This window comes from Streptomyces sp. NPDC055103, assembly GCF_053607625.1.
Map to the genome: position 1 here is coordinate 21,199 of NZ_JBSGTX010000066.1, position 18,498 is coordinate 39,696.

Consider the following 18,498-nt stretch of genomic DNA (forward strand, 5'->3'; position numbering starts at 1 on the left):
CGCGTCGCCGGACCGCTGTGGCTGTCAGGGTGCCGGCGCCCCGCTCGTGTCGGAGCACCCCATGGTCACGACAGCGATACGGGGGCCCGCGTCGGGTGCCGGGCGCGGTGCTGCTGGAGTTCTATCGGCCGGCTGGGCGCAGTCCGGCCAGCACCAGGTCGACGGCGGTTTCGGCCCAGCCGGTGCTGCTGGCGCGGCCGGCCATGTAGTCGGCGTAAAAGGGGCCGAGGAGTGCGGAGACGGCTGCTTCGAGATCGACGTCGCCGCGGATCTCGCCTTGGGCGTGCGCACGGTCGAGGACCTCGCGCAGCAGGGCCCGTCTGGGCAGGACGGTGCGTTCGCGCAGCAGGCTGAGGAGCTCGGGGGTGTGGCTCTCTTCGGCGAGGCAGGTACCGATCAGCGCCATCCCGCGAACGCGCTCAACGGTGGCGGCGAAGTCATCGAGGATGGCGGTCAGGTCGGCGCGAGTGTCTCCGCTCGCGGGTGGGGCGTCGGTCATGCGCAGCGCCGCGAGTGCCGCAGTGAGGAGGTCCGCCTTGGTCTTCCAGCGCAGGTGGATGGTGGACTTGCTCACCTGCGCGGCAGCGGCGACCTGGCTGAGACTCATCCGGGTGTAGCCGTGCGAGGCCAGCAGTTCCAGCGCCGCCTGAAGAATGGCGGCGTCCTTCTCGGCCGATCGCGGCCGTCCTGCACTCTTGGTCTCTGCGTCACCCATCCGGTCAGGATAAGCGAATCCGTACCGAGTGGTTCGGTACGGATTCACTTCGCCACGGAAGGCGATCGGGATCCGCTGCCGCATCGCCGCGCGGTGTCCTCACGTCGGTTCACGCGCCGGCGATGTGGAAGTTGAAGTCGGCGTGGCCGACCGCCCCCCACAGGCGCAGCCAGATCGGCAGCAGCATCTCGGTGCCGCGGGCGGTGCTGATGTCGCCGAGGTCGATGACGCTGCTCTCCGGCCAGCCGAAGGAGATCAGCAGGTCGGTGACGGCCTGCTTGGCGCCGGCGTCGTTGCCGGAGACGAAGACGGTGTGCTCGCCCGTGACGCGTGACGGCTGGACCATGATCTGGCAGTTCATGGTGTTGAGGGTCTTGACGACCTTGGTCTCTGGGAAGGCCCGCTGGATCTGCTCGCCGAGGCTGTCGGTGTTGACCGGGTTGAGCGACGGGGGTATGCCCTGCGAGAAGTCCAGCGGATTGGCGATGTCGATGAGCACCTTGCCCGCCAGGTTCGCGGCGCCCGCCGTTTCCAGGGCCTGGAGGCTGCCGTCGCCTGCGGTGGTGTTGACCAGCGTCTCGCCGAAGGCGGCCGCGTCGGCGAACGTCTCCAGACGGATCCGGTCGTGGACGCCGAGCCACTCGGCGAAGGGCGGGTTGCCGTAGCCGTCGGGCTCGGTCCGGGACAGGGTGGCCTGGGGATCACGGGTGCCGATGACGACCTCGTGACCGAGGGAGGCCAGCTTGGCGGCGATCGTCCGGCCGACGATGCCGGTGCCGAGAACTGCGTAACGCATGGGAGAGGGCCTTTCGAGGGCGGGGGACATCGCGACGGAGTCGCCTGGTGTGCACTCAAATCTAAACCGAGTGGTTCGGTATTACAAACCTGATGCGCTGACGCCGTGGAGGTGGCGGGCGCAGAAGCCATTCCGCGGAACCGCGGGGCCGCCGTGTCGATCGCGGTGCATGGCGAGAGAGGGGCACCTCGCGGGCCGGTCGAGCGCCGCCGACCTGGGCGTCCGCGCTCCGCCTTCGCGGAAACCGTCCGTGCCTCAACTCCTGCTGTCCGAGCTCTTTACGCCCCCCTATGGCTGCACTAGCTTGCGGAAAGATTCAGCAACAGTTTTCAGTCATCGGCGTCGGGACGGCGTCGATGGTCTCCCCTGCCTGCCTTCTCGCCTTCAGGAGCCGCCTTGTCCTCGTTCATCCCTGCCCGCCCGGGAAGAAGGCGCCGCCTCGCAGCCCTCGCCGCCGCGGCCGTGCTGTCCGCCACCCTCGCCGGCCCCGGCGCACCCGCCGCCCTCGTCGCCCCGGCCGCGGCGGCCACCGGCGGACAGCTGGGTGCCCACTACGACGCGACCGGCGCCAACATCGTGTTCCGCATCCACTCCTCGGCGGCCACCCGCATCGAGCTCGACCTCTACCGGACGGCGTCGGGCAGCCAGGAGGCCGCGGGCCTCACGCTCACCAAGGACTCCGCCACGAACGTCTGGTCGGTGACCGTGCCGGTGGCCACGATCCAGGGCCAGTACGGCATCACCGGCCCGGTCTACTACGGCTACCGCGCCTGGGGCCCGAACTGGCCGTACGACGCGACCTGGACGAAGGGCTCATCGGCCGGTTTCATCTCCGACGTGGACGCGGCCGGTAACCGGTACAACCCGAACAAGCTGCTGACCGATCCGTACGCGCTGGAGCTCAGCCACGACCCGTTCACCCCGGGCGGCCCGTCGAGGTCCGTCTATGGCACCGGTCCGCAGTACCGCGCCGTGGACAACGGCTCGGTGGCGCCCAAGGGCATTGTGCTGGCTGACGACACCACCGCCACCGGCAGCAAGCCGACCCGGGCCCTGAAGGACGACATCGTCTACGAGGTCCAGGTCCGCGGCCTGACCATGAACGACCCGTCGGTGCCCTCCGGCTCCCAGGGCACCTACAAGGGCGCGGCGCTGAAGGCGTCGGCGCTGGCCGCGCTCGGTGTGACGGCGGTGGAGTTCCTGCCCGTGCAGGAGACCCAGAACGACACCAACGACGTCGATGCGACCGGCACGGCCGGCGACAACTACTGGGGCTACGAGACGATCAACTTCTTTGCCCCCGACCGCCGTTACGCCGCGGACAAGAGCCCGGGCGGCCCCACCCGCGAGTTCAAGGAGATGGTCAAGGCCTACCACGACGCCGGGATCAAGGTCTTCACTGACGTGGTGTACAACCACGCCGCCGAAGGCGGGCCGTGGAACGCGGGCGACAAGAACACCTACAGCCTGCTGAACATGCGTGGCCTGGACAACCCGACCTACTACTCGCTCACCAGCGACAAGCAGGCTTCCTGGGACAACACCGGGGTCAACGGCAACCTCAACACCTACAACCCCACGACCCGCAACCTCATCGTCGACTCCCTCGCCCACTGGAAGGACACCCTCGGCGTCGACGGCTTCCGCTTCGACCTGGCTCCCGTCCTCGGCAACACCTGCCAGCACGGCTGCTTCCAGTACAGCCGCACCGACCCGAACACCGCCCTCAACCAGATCACCGCGGCCATGCCCGGCCGCCCCGCGGGCGGCGGCACCGGGACGGACTGGATCGCCGAACCCTGGGCGCTGGGCGCCGGCACCTACCAGGTCGGCAACTTCCCCGCCGGCTGGTCCGAGTGGAACGACAAGTACCGCGACACCCTGCGCCGCGACCAGAACGCCATGGGCAGCGAAAACGTCACTCCGACCGACCTGGCCACCCGCCTGGCCGGCTCCTCCGACCTTTACCAGGCGGCCGGCCGCAAGCCCGCCGCCTCTGTCAACTTCGTGGTCGCGCACGACGGCTTCACTCTCAAGGACCTGTACTCCTGCAACGGGAAGAACAACAGGCAGGCCTGGCCGTACGGGACGTCGGACGGGGGATCGGACTACAACATCTCCTGGGACCAGGGGAGTAATGCCGCCGACCAGCGCAAGGCGGCCCGCAACGGCTTCGCCCTGCTCATGCTCTCGGCCGGCGTCCCGATGATGACCGGCGGCGACGAGTACCTGCGCTCGATCCAGTGCAACAACAACCCCTACAACCTCGACTCCTCCGCCAACTGGCTCACCACCGCCTGGAGCGGCGACCAGTCCACCTTCCGTACCTATGCCCAGCGCGTGATCGCCTTCCGCAAGGCCCACCCGGCCCTGCGCCCGGCGAACTTCTACGGCGCCGCCGACGGCAACGGCAACGGCATGGGCCAGCTGGACTGGTTCACCCCCTCGGGCAGTGCGCCCGACGGCACCTACTGGGGAAACCCCGACAACCACGCCCTCGCCTGGCGCTACGACGGCACCGAACTCGGCGACTCCAGCAGCGCGATCTACGTCGGCTACAACGGATGGTCCGGCGACGTCGACTTCACCCTCCCGTCACCGGGCGTGGGCAAGAACTGGTACCGCGTCACCGATACCGCCAACTGGGCCGAAGGCGCGAACCAGGTCGCCCAGCCCGGCAGCGAGGCGCTGATCGGCGGCGCGGGAACCGTCTACCGGCTGCACGGCCGCGCCGCCCTCGTCCTGATCGCCAAGTAGCCCGGGACCATCCGGCCGGTCTCACCGCTGCTCGAAGCTGCTGAGCTGCGGTGGGACCAGAGCGATCTGGGCCGACACCGGACACGGACCGGAAGGGGATCACGGGGCGGCTACCGCGGTGTATGCGTAGCGTCGACGATGGGCATCGTTGTCGAAGCGTGGAGGCGGTATGTCGGAACGGAAAGGGCTGTCGCGGGCTCGCTACGAGCGCGAGCTGCTCCGGCTGCAGACGGAACTGGTCAAACTCCAGGAGTGGGTCAAGGCGGAGGGCGCTCGGCTCGTTGTCGTGTTCGAAGGCAGGGACGCGGCGGGCAAGGGACCCCCGGGTCGCTCGGATTGTGGCCTTGCCCAAGCCCACCGAGCGCGAGCGCACTCAGTGGTACTTTCAGCGCTACATTGCCCGTCTGCCCGCCGCGGGTGAAATCGCGCTGTTCGATCGGAGCTGGTACAACCGGGCCGGTGTCGAGCACGTGATGGGATTCTGCACGAAGGAGGAGCATCAGCGATTCCTTCATCAGTGCCCGATCTTCGAGCGGATGCTGGTCGAGGACGGGGTACTGGTTCTCAGTGAGTGACGCCGTGCAGGAGCAACGATTCCGCCAGCGGCTGAAGGATCCGGTACGGCGTTGGAAGCTCTCCCCGATGGATCTTCACTCGCTCACCCGTTGGGAGGCGTACTCCCGGGCGAAGGACGCAATGATGGTCCACACGGACATCACGGAGGCGCCGTGGTACGTCGTCGAGAGCGATGACAAGCGCAGGGCGCGGATCAACATGATCTCTCACCTTCTCTCTTCCGTTCCGTACAGCGATGTCTCACCGCCACCTCTCGAGCTGCCGCCCCGGCCGGCGTCCACCGGCTACGTGCGCCCGCCGCGTGATCTGCAGTCCTATGTTCCTGACCGCGCCGCGGGCCTGTGAGCCGGCCGGGCCGTGAGCTGCGTGCCGGTGACCCGCCTGTCACCTGGGACGGGGACGCATGACGAGGTGGCCGTTCCCCGGGAAGCGAACCTGGTGATCACGATGCTTCACCACCGCAGGGTGGCTCGGAGGGGCGTTCAGGAGCTGCTCGTCATTCGGTGACTCGTACCGCGAGTGCCGGGCGGATGGCGGCCGCGCGCCGCGCCGGCCCGATCGTGGCGAGGAGCGACGCGGCGAAGGTGGCTCCCGCCAGACCGCAGATACTCGTCCATTCGACCGGGAATCCGCCTTCGAGGCCCTCGAATGCGGCACTGTTGCTGTACATCAGCCAGGTGGTGAGGACGCCCAGCAGCGATCCGAGGACGATTCCTTCCACGGCGATGAACGAGCTCTCCCACAGGAAGGACCGTCGGACGGTCCGTGCCCGGAAGCCGAGGGCCCGCAGGATGCCTATCGTGCGGCGGCGTTCGCGTACGGCTCGGACCATGACGACGCCGAGGCCGGTGATGCCCACGCCGAGGCCGAGGGCGAGGAAGCCCTGCATGAGGCGGAAGAAGGCGGTACTGGAGTCGAACTGCTGACGGATGTCCGACTCAATGGGTGTGGCGACCAGGCTGGACGAGAGCTGCTCGCCCTGCAGTTGGGTCGCCAGGGCGTCGGGGGAGGTTCCGGGGCCGGTTCTCACCAGGGCGGAGGCGTTCTGGGCCTGTGTGCCGAACAGCTCGCGCGTCGCCCGCTCGCTCAACACCACGGGGTAGGTGGTCGAACTGGCCCCGGTGCCCGGGTAGAAGACCAGCCCGTTGCTGAGCACGCCGGCGATGACCTTCTGTTCGCTGCGGCCCGTGCGGGGGTCGGTCAGGGTGAGTGTGTCCCCGGGGTCGTAGTAGTCGCCGGCCGGGCCGCCGGTGCTGCCGAAGAAGCCGTCGAGCACGACGTAGCCGGGGTCGGAGGCGAGGGCCTTCCACACCGCGGCGTCGTTGGTCAGGCCGGGCAGGCGCTCCCGGAACGTGATGCCGGTGATCGCTCCGTCGGGTACGCCGACGACGGCGGTGTCCAGCGGTCGGGGGCTGCGGTGTCCCGGATCGGTGGCCCGTCCTGAGGCGTTGAGCAGTGGTGTCACGGCGGCGATCCCGGCGGCCGACGGGCCGCCGCGGAGATCGGCAAGGAGTCGGTCGCCGGCGACCTGCGGGTTGTAGTCCAGTCTCAGGGAGTACCCGGCGGTGGCATCGGCGACGACTCCGTCGACGCCGGCGCGGATGATGCCCGAGATCTCTGTCAGGAGGACGAGGACGAACACGATCAGGGTGTACATCACCAGCGTCGCGCCGGTCCTGAACCGCTTGGCCAACGGGTAGGCGACGGCGAGCCGCGCCGCCAGGCCGCCCTCCGTCGGGCGTTCGAGGAGCCGTCGTACGGGTCGCAGCAGCGTTTTCTGGTTGTCGCTGACGAGTACCACCGCGGAGAAGGCGGCCAGGGCCCCCTGGATGATGTACACGGACATCGAGGGCGTGTCGAAGATCCGGGGGCGTATGACAGGTGCCAGGAGCGTCCAGGCGAGAACGGCTCCCGCGACCAGGGTGGTGACCGTGTGACGGGGGAGAACCCGCCGGAGCGCTGGAGCGGCGAAGGCGAGCGTGAGCGCCGGCATGAGATACGTCGCGTCGGGCTGGCTGCGTGCCACGGCCGGGACGGCCACGAGCGCGCACAGGACGGCCAGGGTGCTGGAGACCGCGAGCAGCCGACGGCGTGGCCCCTGTCCTGGTGTGGCGGGGAGGTCGCGTATCGCGGCGATGATGTTGAACCTGCTGATGCGCACGCTGGTGGCCAGGATGGCGGCGAAGGCGATGAGCAGGCCCATGGCCAGTCCGTTGAGGACGCTCGTGGGGGTGACGGCGAACGCGATGCGGATGCTGCTTCCGCCGACCGACCAGCCCTGGAAGATCTGCGCGGCCACCACGGCGACGCCCCAGCCGACCGCGAGCCCGATGGCCACGCCCGGCAGCGCGGACAGCAACGCGTAGGTCGCCCCTTCGAGTGTGAAGGACCCGACCAGCCGCGAGCGCTTCATCCCCACGGCCCGCACCATGCCCATCTGGGACTTCCGCTCCTCGCCGAGCATCACGAAGATGTTCACCAGGAGCAGCGCGCCCGCGATGATGCTGAAACTGCCGATCATGAGGAACAGTGCGCCGAGGGAGTCCCCGGCCTGTCTGGCGTCGCGCAGGACCGTCTGCTTCGGCGTCTCGATCTCCGTCTGCCCTGCGAGCGGGCCCAGCGCCTGCCGGATGTCGGCTGTCACCTGGTCGGTCAGGGCCTCGCCGCTCTCGACGCCGCCGCGGTTGGAGACGAAGGTGACCGAGTACGGCTCCACACCGGCGGACCGGGCCGCGGCGTCCAGGGTCCCCGGTGCCAGGAACACGTCGCGGTTCAGCCTGCCGCCCAGGCCCACACCGGCCAGGCCCTCCTCCGGCACCACACGCTCGACCCGGTACGTCCCCGCCACTCCGAACAGGTACAGCGTGACCGGATCCCCCGCCTTCACGCTCAGGGAGCGGGCCAGCGGCTCGTTCACCACGACCTGGCCGGGCTTCGGATTCGGTCCGCCGAGCCCGGAGTCCCCACCCGCTGCTCCGAACCGCACCGCCTTGTCGAAGTCCATCTGCCAGGCGAGGACGCGTGGCTCGGCGACCGCGCGGTCGCCGGCACCACTGACCGCCGATGCCTGGGTGGCCTGGGCGTTGAGCACTCCGTCGATGTCGGGGTCGCCCGCCAGGGAGGCCATCCGTTCCGTCACGGCGCGCCCGGTCGGGCCGGGAGGCGCAATCACACGCTCGTCCACGGGCCCCAGGGTCCGGTACGCCTCCTGCCGTACGGAGAAGTTCAGGGTGTCGCCGACGACCAGGGCCCCGATGACGATCGCCGTTCCGAGCATCGAGCCGCCGATCACCAGCGCTGCCTCGGTGCGACGGCGGGCGACCTGCCGGAAGGCCAGCCGCCGTGACACCGGCTGCCGGACGGCGACCAGCACCAGGGCCCCGAGTGCGAGCGCCAAGGCGGCGAGCAGTGGGATGAGCAGATTCGGGTACATGGTCAGCCCAAGGGGGCGTCGGGGATCGGGGCTCGGGCCGTGACGGTCTGGCGGACGTCGTCGACCAGCTGCCCGTCGTGCATCCGGATGAGCCGGGGGACGCGGGCGCCGATGGCGCTGTCGTGGGTGACCAGGACGATCGTCTGGCCCTCGTCCCGGTTGAGCTCGCACAGCAGGTCCATGACCTGCTCGGCCATCGCGCTGTCGAGGTTGCCCGTCGGTTCGTCCGCCCACACGAGGGCCGGGCGTCCCGCGAGGGCGCGGGCGATGGTCACCCGCTGCTGTTCACCCCCGGACATCTCGCTCGGCCGGTGCTCGACCCGGTGGCCGAGGCCCACCCGGTCGAGCATGTCCAGCGCCCTGCGACGCGCTTCACGCGTCCGGGTGCCCACGAGGAGCAGGGGCAGTTCGACGTTCTCCACCGCGGAGAACACGGGGATGAGGTTGAACGCCTGGAAGACGAAGCCCATGGTGTGCGCCCGGTGCTCCGTGCGCGCCGCGTCCGACATCGCGAACAGGTCGTGGCCGTCGACCTCCACCCGACCGGCGTCGATGTCGTCGAGCCCGGACAGACAGTTCAGGAGCGTGGTCTTCCCGGAGCCGGACGGTCCCATGACCGCCACCATCTCCCCGTGACGTACGACGAGATCCAGGTCGAGCAGGGCCGTGACCTCCACGGAGCCCGTCCGGTAGATCTTGCGTACCCCGGTGGCGACGAGGAGTCCCGCGTCGGCGTTCATGTCTTCCATACCAACCTCCGGAAGGAACCGGCGGCTACGGCCACCCAGGCCCGGAAACGGGGCCGAACGGCCCAATCGCCGGGTCACCGCGAGGCCCGCATGAGCGGTCTCGCAGCCGAGGTCAGGTGTCTGCGGCCGCCCGGGCGCGTCGCCGGACAGCGGTGGCGGCCAGGGTTCCCGCGCCGGTCGCGGTGACGGCGAGGAGGACGAATCCCCACGTGTAGTCGTGCGCGACGCTGTCGACCGCTCCCATCACGAGGGGTGGGAAGAAGCCTCCGAGACCGCCCGCCGCCCCGACGACTCCCGTCACCGAGCCGACCCGCTCGGCCGGAACCAGACGGGCGACGAGCGCGAAGACAGCCCCGGACCCGGCCCCAAGGCCGGCGGCCATGCCGAGGAAGGCCGCTGTTCCCAGGGGGACCAGGTCCGTCTCGAACGCCGCGATCAGGGCGCACACCGCAACGAGCCCGTACGAGATCGTCAGCACGGGTACGGGGTGGATACGGTCCGACAACCAGCCACCAAGCGGCCGCATGGCCACAGCGAGGACGACGAATCCCGCGGTCCTCAGTGCCGCGTCGGAGCGGCCGAGCTCATAAGCCCTGGTGAGGTACGTCGGCAGGTAGACGCTGAACGCGACGAATCCTCCGAAGGAGACGGCGTACAGGAACGCCAGCTGCCAGGTGGCCGGTGTACGCATGGCCAGTGCCGTGCGCGAGAACAGCGACCCCGGCGCCGTCGCGCGCCCCGGCCTGTCGCGGAGCAGGAACCAGGCCACCCCGGCGTACACGGCGAGGCAGGCGGCCACGAGATCGAAGGGGAAGGCAGGCCCGACGGCGTCGGCGAGCTGGACGGTGGTGAACGCCGACAGGGCCGTACCGCCGGTGCCGATCCCGAAGATGCCGAGAGCGACGCCCCGCCGTGCGGGTGGATACCAGGCGTTGACGAAGGGGACGCCGACGGCGAAGGCCGTTCCTCCGAGCCCGAGGAGGAAGCCGCCTGCGAGTACCTCGGCCAACGAGTCGGCCAGGTGACCCAGGTACAGCACGGGGAGGATCGTCAGGGCCGCGACGAGGGGGAAGACCCGGCGTGCTCCCCAGCGGTCGGTCAGCGCCCCCGCCGGGATCCGGCCGAGCGCGCCGACCACCACGGGCACGGCGACCACCAGTGACTGCTCGAAGGAACTGAGGCCCAGGTCGTCCCGCAGCCGTGGGCCGAGCGGGCCCAACAGCGCCCATGCCCAGAAACAGAGGGTGAACCCGACGGTGGCCAGGAGCAGCATCTGCCACGGTCGCGGCGCATCCCCGACAGGCGGGATCCCCGAGTTCCGGACCATGGTGGCCTCCCGGCGGTGATCCTCGTGGGCGGCGTGAGCCCTGCTCGTTCCCCACTCTCCACCCTCCGGCCGTCTGGCTCCCGGCTCCAGGGGCCGCCTTGTTCTCTTCCGTGCCCGTCCGGCCCCCTGCCAGGGACCGGACGGCCCTGTGCTGTGCGTCCTGGGCCGGCGCACGGTGGTGGCGGACAGACCGGAGGCAGGGGCGTCCGGTTCCTGCCGGCCCGACCGTCGGGAGTGTGAGTGGCGATGATGTTCTGGTACGGCGACGGCATGAGCGGATGGGGATGGTTCGCCATGTCGGCCGGGATGGTGCTTTTCTGGGGCCTTCTCATCACCGTCGCGGTGATGCTCCTCCGCACCCTGGCACGCCCTGCGGAACGGCCGTCGGGGTCTCGGCCCGCGACGTCGGCCGAGCAGATCCTCGGCGAGCGACTGGCGCGTGGCGAGATCGACGAGGAGGAGTACCGCCGGCGCCTGACCGCCCTCCGCAGCGCGGAACCGTGATCCCCGTGACCGGCCGGGATGCGCGTGGGGGCGTGGCCGGTCACTCTGGGATCATGGCCGGTCGGATACCTAGGGAGCCAGGCGGGCGGATGGATGCGCTCCGTGAGCTGACCGCACGGCACGGAGGTCGTCGGGGGCAGCTGCCGGCGGCGCTGGAGCGCGCCAGATCGAGTACCGCCGAAGGGCCCGGGGCATGGGCGCCCCAGGTCGCGGAGGCAGCCGGACTGCCGGCCGCCGCAGGGCTCGGCCCCGCCACCTTCTTCGCCGATCTCGCCGCCCCACGCGGTGAGCGGCACGTGCGGGTGTGCACCGCGACGGCGTGCTTCGCCGCGCGGGGCGGGGAGCATCTCGCGGAGGTCGAGCGGGCTCTCGGTGTGGTGGCGGGCACGGCAGACGAGACGGGCTCGACCTCGTTGCAGACCGTGCACTGCCTCGGCTACTGCTACGCGGGTCCCGCCGCCCTCGACGGCACCCTTCCCCGTACGGGCCCGGACCTGGCCGACCAACTCCAGGGGCGGGCGGAACCACACGCACCGGACATCCCCGCGACCGACACCACCGGGGCGCCCGTCCTGCTTGCCGGGATCGTGGCAGGGCACTCCGCCTGGGGCGTGTGGCGCGAGGCCGTGGCCGGGCTGCGACCCGAGGACGTACGGGCGGAGATCGTAGTCTCAGGGCTGCGCGGGCGCGGCGGCGCCGGCTTCCCGGTGGCCGACAAGTGGGCCGCGGCGGCGGGAAGGCCGGACACGGTCGTCGTCGCCAACGGGGACGAGGGGGACCCGGGCTCGTACGCCGACCGGTTGCTCATGGAGGAGGATCCGGGTCGCGTCCTCACGGGACTCGCCCTGGCCTGCTTCGCCTGCGGCGCCCGGCGTGGGATCGTCCTGGTGCGCTCCGAGTACCCGAAAGCCATGGCCCGGCTCCGGCAAGAGGTGGAGCGTGCGACGGAGAGGGGGGACCTGGCGCCCTCGGTGGAGGAAGCCGGTCCGCTGCCGTTCGTCGAGATCGTCGAAGGAGCCGGTTCCTATGTCGCGGGCGAGGAGACCGCGCTCATCGCCCGCCTCGAAGGCGCTCGCGGCTGCGCACGCCCCCGGCCTCCCTACCCCACGGACCATGGCTTGTGGGACATGCCGACGGTGGTCAACAACGTGGAGACCCTGGCTACCGTGCCCTGGATCGTCGCCCACGGCGGAGCCTCCTACGCCCGACGCGGGGTTCCGCACGAGACCGGTACCAAACTGGTCTGCCTGTCCGAACGGTTCGCCCGACCCGGAGCCTACGAGGTCGAACTCGGCTCTCCTGTAGAAGAGATCGTCACCAGGTTCGGCGGTGGCCTCAAGGACGGCCGCGAGCTCGTCGCCCTCCAGATCGGCGGGCCCCTCGGTGGCTTCCTCGCCGGGACCGCCCTCGATGTCCCCCTCACCACGGCAGCGCTCGCCGGGCACGGCGCCGCCCTGGGGCACGCCGGCATGGTCGCCTTCGACGCCACCGTCGACCCGCACGAACTCCTCCGGCACATCTGGGAGTTCGCCGCCGACGAGAGCTGCGGAGCCTGCTCGCCCTGCCGGATCGGCACTCGGCGAGGGCTCGCACTCGCGCAGCGCCGGGCCGGGCCGGGGGAGTACTACCAGCAACTGGCACGGCTGATGGGCGAAGCGAGCCTCTGCGCCTTCGGTCGTCGTGTCCCCGCCGCCGTCCGCAGCTTGGCCCGCGCTTACGGGCCGCCCCTGGAGGGATGGGACCGATGACCCGTCTCAAGGTCGACGGCGTACCGGTCGAACTGCCCGCCGGGGCCTCACTGCTCGACGCGGTACGTGCCGCCGGAACCGAACTGCCCACCCTCTGTCACGACGACCGACTCCGGCCGGCCGGCTCCTGCCGGACCTGTCTGGTCCGCGCCGACGGGCGGACGGTCGCCGCCTGCGTCACGCCCGCCACGTCGGGGCTCACCGTCGACACCGCCGACGAGGGCGTGCGCAGCCTGCGCCGGGACGCCGTCGCCCTGATCGCCTCGGCGCTCCCACCGCACGCGCTCGACGACGGCGCGCACAGTGAACTGGCTCAAGCGTGCCGGACCTTGGGGATCCCCGCGGGCACGGCGGCCGGTGATCCCGTGCGCGGGCGGGACGAGAGCCACCCGTACGTCCATCTCGACCGCGACCTGTGCATCGCGTGCGGGCGCTGCGTCCGCATGTGCGCGGACGTCCAGGGCACCTTCGCGCTCACCCTCACCGGGCGCGGTGCCGACACGGTCGTCGCCCCGGGAACCGGCGGCCCCTGGGCCGGCTCCGACTGCGTGTCCTGCGGCGGCTGCGTCGACACCTGTCCGACGGGGGCGATCACCCAGCCCGGCCCCGGTCAGGGCCTCACCTCACGGCAGGCTCCCCATGACCGCGTACGCACCACCTGCGGCTACTGCGGAGTCGGCTGCGCCCTCGACGTCGTCGTCCGCGAGGACCGTGTCGCCGCCGTGCTTCCCGCCCGGGACGGGCCCGTCAACCGGGGCCACGCCTGTGTCAAGGGCCGCTTCGCGTACGGATACCTCGGCTCCGCCGAACGTCTCACCGAGCCCCTCGTCCGCGAGAGCGGCGAACTACGACCGGCGACCTGGGAGGAGGCGGTGACCCGGATCGCCGACGGCCTGCGCGCGGCCGTCCTCGACGGCGGACCCGACTCGGTCGCCGCGATCTCCTCCGCCCGTGCCACCAACGAGGAGAACTACCTCGTCCAGAAGTTCCTGCGGACCGCGATCGGCACCAACAACGTCGACAACTGCTCCCGCCTCTGCCACGCCCCTTCCGCCGCCGGACTCACCGCCTCCTTCGGACGCGCCGGCGGCACCGACCCCTTCGACGACGTCGAGACCGCCGACTGCCTCCTGGTCGTCGGCGCCAATCCCGTCGAAGCCCACCCCGTCGTCGGCGCCCGCCTCCTCCAGCGGGCGCTCGCGGGTGCCTCCCTGATCGTGGCCGACCCCCGTGCCGTGGGCCTCGCCCGTCATGCCGACGTGCACCTGCGTCCGCGCCCCGGTACGAACGTCGCCCTCTTCCACGGCCTCGCCCACGTCCTCGTCGACGAAGGCCTGACCGATGCCGGCTTCCTCCGCGACCGTGCCACCGGACTGGACGAACTCGCCGACCTGCTGGCCGACTACCCGCCCGAGCGGGTCGCCGAGATCACCGGAGTCCCTGCCGACGACATCAGGAGAGCCGCCCGACTCTACGGCCGTGCCGAACGTCCGGCCGTCCTGTACGGGCTCGGGGTCACCGAGCACCTGCACGGCACCGACGGTGTCCGGACCCTGGCGAACCTCCCCATCCTGCGCGGAGCCGTCGGAGGCACCGGCCGCGGGTTCGGCATCAGCCCCCTGCGCGGCCAGAACAACGTCCAGGGAGCCTCCGACATGGGTGCCCTGCCCGATCTGCTCCCCGGCTACGGCCGGGTCACCGACCCCGAGGCCCGCGCCCGCGCCGAGTTGGTGTGGGGCCGACCGGTCCCACCGGAACCAGGGTTGCGCATCCCCGAGATGTTCGCAGCGGCCCGGGAAGGCCGCCTGCGGGCACTGTGGATCATCGGCGAGGACGTGTGCGCGACCGACCCCGACAGCCGGCGCGTGGCCGAGGCCCTCGACGCCTGCCCGCTGGTCGTCGTCAACGAGCTCTTCCTCGGCGAGACCGCCCACCATGCCGACGTCGTCCTGCCCGTGGCCTCCTGGCTGGAGAAGGACGGGACCTTCGTCAACTTCGACCGCCGCTTCCAGCGCGTACGGCCGGCGGTGAAACCGCCGGGCACGGCACGCTCCGACTTCGAGGTCGTGCACGCCGTCGCCGATGCCCTCGGTGCCGACCTGGGCTGCCCCACCCCAGCGGCGGCCCTGGCCGAGTGCGGACGTGTGACACCTCTCTTCGCGGGCCTCTCACACGAGCGGCTCGACCGGGAGGCGGCCGTGCCCTGGCCCTGCCCCGAGCCGGACCGGCCGGGCGAAAGGACTCTGTACGCCGACGAGTTCGCCACTCCTGACGGGCGCGCCCATCTGTCGGCGGCCCCCTATCTGCCACCCGGCGAAGAACCGGACCAGGACTATCCGCTGGTGCTCGTCACCGGGCGCCGATGGGCCCACTACAACTCCGGGAGCATGACCCGGCGAGGCGGCAACCTTCTTCTCGACGCGTACGACCGCCTGGACCTGCATCCGGCGGACGCCGCGCGGTTCGGTGTGCGGGACGGCACTCCGGTCACCGTCGAGAGCCGTCACGGACAGGCGCGACTCGTCGCCCGCGTAGGGATGGAGCTCGCTCCCGGGCAGGTCTTCTGCGCGTTCCACTTCCCGGCCAGTGGCGTCAACTCCCTCACCTCGGAGCACGCCGACACCGTGACCTCGTGTCCGGAGTACAAGGTCACGGCGGTACGGCTGCGTCCGACGGAGCCCGGGAACTGACCGGCACCGATCAGTCGTGGGGAACGAGGGCCACGGGCACCGGGCTGTGGTGCAGGACGGCGTGGGCCACGCTGCCGATGTGCGCGCCGAGCGTCGCATGGCGGGTACGCCGGCCCACCACCACGAGGGAGGCCTCCCGGGCGGCCGCCACCAGTTCGAGTCCGGCCGATCCGACCGCCACGCGGGCGACCGCCTCGACGTCGGGATACTTCGCCCGCCACGGATCCAGCATGTCCTCCACCGACCGCTTGATCTCCGGCACCATGGAGAGCCTGAAGTCCGGGACCATCGCGGGCCCCATTCCCGCATGCAGCGGGAGCTGCTGCACGTACACGACGAGGACCTGGGTGTGCCGTCGCGCGGCTTCCTCGAAGGCGAAGCCCAGCACGGAGTCCACGGGCTGCCGGACGTCCGCCCCGACCACGACGGGTTCCCGTGGAGTGCTGCCGCTGACGGCCCGTACGAGTACGACGGGACGCTCGACGACACCGGCGACTGTCAGGCCGACCGAGCCGAGCAGGTATCCGGCCACGCTGCCGAGCGCCCGCGAGCCGAGGACCAGCAGATCGCTGTCCTCGGCCGCGGCGACGAGACCCGGCACGGGCCCTGAGGACAGAAGCTGTGACGTCACCCTCAGGCCGGGATGGCGCTCACGCAGTTCACCGGCGGTGCGCGCCATCATCTCCCTGGCCCACGGCTCCTCGGATTCCCACTCCACGAGCGACAGAGCGGACTCCGGCACCGGTTCCTTCGCGTGCACCAGATGCACGTCCGTGCCGCGCAGCAGCGCCTCCTCGGCGGCCCACTCCGCGGCTGCCGTCGCTTGTTCCGTGCCGTCCAGGCCGACCACGATGCTCCGCGTCATGATCGTCCACCTCCTCGTCCCGTGTCGTCGACGTCGTACGTGAGACGGGTGCAGGACACCGAGATCACGCCGTCCACCGTGGCGCACATGCGCTCGATCGCCGGGATCATGCCCCTGAAGGGCAGCCTCCCGCTGAGCTCCACCCGCCCGTCGTGCACGTCGACGGCGAGGGCGGCCGGTTCGAGGCGCAGTGTGTCGCCGAGCACGTCCTCGACGATCTCCCGTCGGATGTCGTCGTCCTCGCGGAGGAAGATGGCCAACAGGTCACGGCGGCTCACGATGCCCACCAGCCGGTCGTCGCCGTCGACGACGACGAGCCGTTTCACCCCCTGGACCTCCATCAGTCGCGCCGTCTCCGCCACGGTCCACTCGGTGCGGGCGCACACGGCGGGTGCGGACATCAACTCCTCGGCCCGCGTCCCCTCGGCCTTCGCCCGCTCCCACGCCTCCAGGTCCGGAACGGCCGGCAGGCCACTCGGTGCGGCGGCCTGATCGGCGGCCTTGCGCAGGAGATCGCCTTCTGACACGACCCCGACCACCCGGCCCTCGCCGTCCACTACGGGAACGGCGGTCACCCTGTGCTGCGAGAGCGTGCGGACGATCTCCTTGAACGGGGCGTCGCCGCGGACGCTCACCACCTCACGGGTCATCAGCTCGCTGATCCTGCGGTGACGCATCATCCGCTCCTTTCCTGTGCGGACGCACGTGCCTCCGCCGCCAGGCGAGCGGCGCAGCCGTCCCAGGTGTCGAGGGCCGGATAGTCGTCCTCGGTGAGTTCCGTGCCGCCGAGTTCGGCGAGGGCTTCGACGAACTCGAGGAAGTCCAGCGAATCCAGCTCGAACGCGTCCCGCAGGGACACGCCGGGATCGAGCCCGGTGAAGTCGGCGTCGGGGACGACACGCTGCACGGCTTGCCGGACGAACTCCTTCGCCTGGTCGCGGTTCACAGTTCCTCCGGTTGTTGCAGGAGCTTGTCCATGGTGGTGAGGAGGCGCGCGCCGGTGGCGCCGTCGGCGGCTCGGTGGTCGGCGGACAGCGTGGCCGTCACCACGGGACGTACTCCCAGCAGACCGTTCACGGCCACCGGCCGTTCGACGATCCGGCCGAGGCCGACGAGCGCGACCTGCGGCGGGTAGACGACGCCGAACACGGCCTCGACACCCTGGTCGCCGAGGTTCGTGACGGTGAGACTGGGGTCGGCGGTCTCGGACGCCCGGAGCCGTCCGCCCCGTGCCCGCGCCACCAGGTCCTTGAGCGCGGCCATCATCTCGGCCACGGAGAGCGTGTCCGCGTGGGCGAGGGCCGGGGCGGCAAGGCCACCACCCCGCAGGGAGACGGCGACGCCCAGGCGTACGTCCTCCGCCGGGACGAAGCCGTCGTCGACCCAGTGCCCGTTGAGCTCGGGCACCTTCCGCGCTGCCAGCGCGACGGCCTTGAGCATGAGTGCGGCGGGCACCAGACGGGCGGACAAAGGCAGTTCGCGGTTGCGGGAGCGCATCCACTCCAGGGCCGCTGCCATGTCCACGGTCGTGGAGAGGTAGAAGTGCGGTATTTCCCGCTTGGATCGGCTCATGAGCCGGGCGGTCGCCGCCTGTGCCGCATTCGGGGCGGCCGGCCGCGATGCGCCCTCGGCTGCCGCAGCGGAACGAACGTCCTCGGCACGGACGGTGCCGCTCCGACCCGTGCCGGTCACCTCGGCGATGTCGACGCCGAGTTCCGTGGCCAGCCGCCGCGCGAGCGGTGAGGACCTCACGAGTTGCGGAGCCTGACGCTCCCCGGGCGAGTCGTCGCTGCGCATCGGCCTCGGCAGCCGTGTCGTCGGCGCGGTCTTCGCTCCGGGCCGGGAATCGCTCCGCTTCCGTCGCTCCGGCTCCGTGGCCGACTGTCGCCCGGTCGCGGTGCGAGTGGACTCTGCCGGGCCGGCGGTCTTGCCGTGTTCCGGGGCTCGTGCAGGTTCCGGTTCCGCATGCTCCACGTCCGTGCGGGTGATCCTGCCTCCCGGGCCCGAACCGTGGACGGTGGCGAGGTCGACGTGCCGGTCCTGGGCGAGTCGGCGGACCAGTGGCGTCGACGGGGGCCGGTCTGGGGTGGGTCTGCTTTCGGTGGTCGTGCCGATGCGTGCCAGCGGGGTGCCCACTGGCACGGTGGTGCCCTCGTCGATGAGGAGGGTGTCGACCGTACCGCTCTCGAAGCACTCCACCTCGATCGTGGACTTGGCGGTCTCGACGACCGCGATGATGTCGCCGCGCGCCACCCGGTCACCGGGATGCACCAGCCACTGGGAGAGCGTGCCCTCGTCCATGTCGGCGCCGAGGGAGGGCATCGTGAACTCGGCCATG

Annotated in this window: 13 protein-coding genes and 1 pseudogene; 5 read left to right on the plus strand and 9 right to left on the minus strand. The window is 71.0% G+C overall.

The genetic code is table 11. The annotated features are described in order from the left end of the window. Positions 1-121: 121 nt before the first annotated feature. Both ACWFR1_RS31655 and ACWFR1_RS31660 read right to left on the minus strand, forming a co-directional pair. Positions 122-715 (minus strand): TetR/AcrR family transcriptional regulator, encoded by a 594-nt coding sequence (locus ACWFR1_RS31655; protein ID WP_453557279.1) that lies wholly within the window; start codon positions 713-715, stop codon positions 122-124. A 109-nt stretch (positions 716-824) separates the two neighbouring features. Continuing rightward, positions 825-1,511, minus strand: a complete 687-nt coding sequence (locus ACWFR1_RS31660) for an NADPH-dependent F420 reductase (RefSeq protein WP_453557281.1) — start codon at positions 1,509-1,511, stop codon at positions 825-827. 396 nt (positions 1,512-1,907) lie between these two features. Between ACWFR1_RS31660 and ACWFR1_RS31665 the strand changes: the two genes are divergently transcribed. Beyond that, positions 1,908-4,268: an alpha-amylase family glycosyl hydrolase gene (locus tag ACWFR1_RS31665; protein ID WP_453557282.1), complete on the plus strand. Its 2,361-nt coding sequence runs from the start codon at positions 1,908-1,910 to the stop codon at positions 4,266-4,268. 169 nt (positions 4,269-4,437) lie between these two features. Continuing rightward, positions 4,438-5,189, plus strand: a pseudogene (gene ppk2 / locus ACWFR1_RS31670) (polyphosphate kinase 2). Between the two features lie 151 nt (positions 5,190-5,340). Here ppk2 and ACWFR1_RS31675 read toward each other — a convergent pair. The 3 genes from ACWFR1_RS31675 to ACWFR1_RS31685 all read right to left on the minus strand — a co-directional run bounded on the left by ACWFR1_RS31675 (position 5,341) and on the right by ACWFR1_RS31685 (position 10,299). Next, positions 5,341-8,277, minus strand: coding sequence for an ABC transporter permease (locus ACWFR1_RS31675; protein WP_453557284.1), 2,937 nt, complete (start codon positions 8,275-8,277; stop codon positions 5,341-5,343). A gap of 2 nt (positions 8,278-8,279) precedes the next feature. Next, a complete protein-coding gene (locus ACWFR1_RS31680; protein WP_453557286.1) occupies positions 8,280-9,026 on the minus strand; it encodes an ABC transporter ATP-binding protein in 747 nt (248 codons plus the stop codon). Between the two features lie 112 nt (positions 9,027-9,138). Continuing rightward, a complete protein-coding gene (locus ACWFR1_RS31685) occupies positions 9,139-10,299 on the minus strand; it encodes an MFS transporter (RefSeq protein ID WP_453557288.1) in 1,161 nt (386 codons plus the stop codon). Between the two features lie 300 nt (positions 10,300-10,599). On the opposite strand from ACWFR1_RS31685, the gene ACWFR1_RS31690 reads away from it, so the two are divergent. The 3 genes from ACWFR1_RS31690 to fdhF all read left to right on the plus strand — a co-directional run bounded on the left by ACWFR1_RS31690 (position 10,600) and on the right by fdhF (position 15,295). Further along, positions 10,600-10,857 (plus strand): SHOCT domain-containing protein, encoded by a 258-nt coding sequence (locus tag ACWFR1_RS31690; protein ID WP_453557320.1) that lies wholly within the window; start codon positions 10,600-10,602, stop codon positions 10,855-10,857. Positions 10,858-10,946: 89 nt separating this feature from the next. Next, on the plus strand, positions 10,947-12,605 hold the full coding sequence (locus tag ACWFR1_RS31695) for an NAD(P)H-dependent oxidoreductase subunit E (RefSeq protein ID WP_453557290.1): 1,659 nt from the start codon (positions 10,947-10,949) through the stop codon (positions 12,603-12,605). After that, complete coding sequence (gene fdhF, locus ACWFR1_RS31700) at positions 12,602-15,295, plus strand: formate dehydrogenase subunit alpha (RefSeq protein WP_453557292.1); 2,694 nt, start codon at positions 12,602-12,604, stop codon at positions 15,293-15,295. The genes ACWFR1_RS31695 and fdhF overlap by 4 nt, the downstream gene beginning before the upstream one ends. Before the next feature lie 10 nt (positions 15,296-15,305). Here fdhF and ACWFR1_RS31705 read toward each other — a convergent pair whose 3' ends face one another. From ACWFR1_RS31705 to ACWFR1_RS31720, 4 genes are read right to left on the minus strand one after another with little or no spacing between them, the layout of a single operon-like run. Further along, the gene (locus tag ACWFR1_RS31705; protein ID WP_453557294.1) at positions 15,306-16,160 is read right to left on the minus strand and encodes a universal stress protein; all 855 of its coding nucleotides are present in this window, start codon (positions 16,158-16,160) and stop codon (positions 15,306-15,308) included. Then, a complete protein-coding gene (locus ACWFR1_RS31710) occupies positions 16,157-16,837 on the minus strand; it encodes a CBS domain-containing protein (protein ID WP_453557296.1) in 681 nt (226 codons plus the stop codon). Before ACWFR1_RS31710 ends, ACWFR1_RS31705 begins: the two co-directional genes overlap by 4 nt. Then, on the minus strand, positions 16,837-17,106 hold the full coding sequence (locus ACWFR1_RS31715) for a phosphopantetheine-binding protein (RefSeq protein ID WP_453557298.1): 270 nt from the start codon (positions 17,104-17,106) through the stop codon (positions 16,837-16,839). The genes ACWFR1_RS31710 and ACWFR1_RS31715 overlap by 1 nt, the downstream gene beginning before the upstream one ends. After that, a complete protein-coding gene (locus ACWFR1_RS31720) occupies positions 17,103-18,497 on the minus strand; it encodes a dihydrolipoamide acetyltransferase family protein (RefSeq protein WP_453557300.1) in 1,395 nt (464 codons plus the stop codon). Before ACWFR1_RS31720 ends, ACWFR1_RS31715 begins: the two co-directional genes overlap by 4 nt. Position 18,498 lies beyond the last annotated feature (1 nt).

Excerpts from the sequence above, each read along its gene's own strand:
- ACWFR1_RS31655 (WP_453557279.1), bottom strand. The coding sequence starts at position 715 with ATGGGTGACGCAGAGACCAAGAGTGCAGGACGGCCGCGATCGGCCGAG.
- ACWFR1_RS31720 (WP_453557300.1), bottom strand. The coding sequence starts at position 18,497 with ATGGCCGAGTTCACGATGCCCTCCCTCGGCGCCGACATGGACGAGGGC.
- ACWFR1_RS31680 (WP_453557286.1), bottom strand. The coding sequence starts at position 9,026 with ATGGAAGACATGAACGCCGACGCGGGACTCCTCGTCGCCACCGGGGTA.
- ACWFR1_RS31660 (WP_453557281.1), bottom strand. The coding sequence starts at position 1,511 with ATGCGTTACGCAGTTCTCGGCACCGGCATCGTCGGCCGGACGATCGCC.
- ACWFR1_RS31710 (WP_453557296.1), bottom strand. The coding sequence starts at position 16,837 with ATGCGTCACCGCAGGATCAGCGAGCTGATGACCCGTGAGGTGGTGAGC.
- ACWFR1_RS31695 (WP_453557290.1), top strand. The coding sequence starts at position 10,947 with ATGGATGCGCTCCGTGAGCTGACCGCACGGCACGGAGGTCGTCGGGGG.
- ACWFR1_RS31685 (WP_453557288.1), bottom strand. The coding sequence starts at position 10,299 with ATGCTGCTCCTGGCCACCGTCGGGTTCACCCTCTGTTTCTGGGCATGG.
- ACWFR1_RS31675 (WP_453557284.1), bottom strand. The coding sequence starts at position 8,277 with ATGTACCCGAATCTGCTCATCCCACTGCTCGCCGCCTTGGCGCTCGCA.
- fdhF (WP_453557292.1), top strand. The coding sequence starts at position 12,602 with ATGACCCGTCTCAAGGTCGACGGCGTACCGGTCGAACTGCCCGCCGGG.
- ACWFR1_RS31690 (WP_453557320.1), top strand. The coding sequence starts at position 10,600 with ATGATGTTCTGGTACGGCGACGGCATGAGCGGATGGGGATGGTTCGCC.
- ACWFR1_RS31705 (WP_453557294.1), bottom strand. The coding sequence starts at position 16,160 with ATGACGCGGAGCATCGTGGTCGGCCTGGACGGCACGGAACAAGCGACG.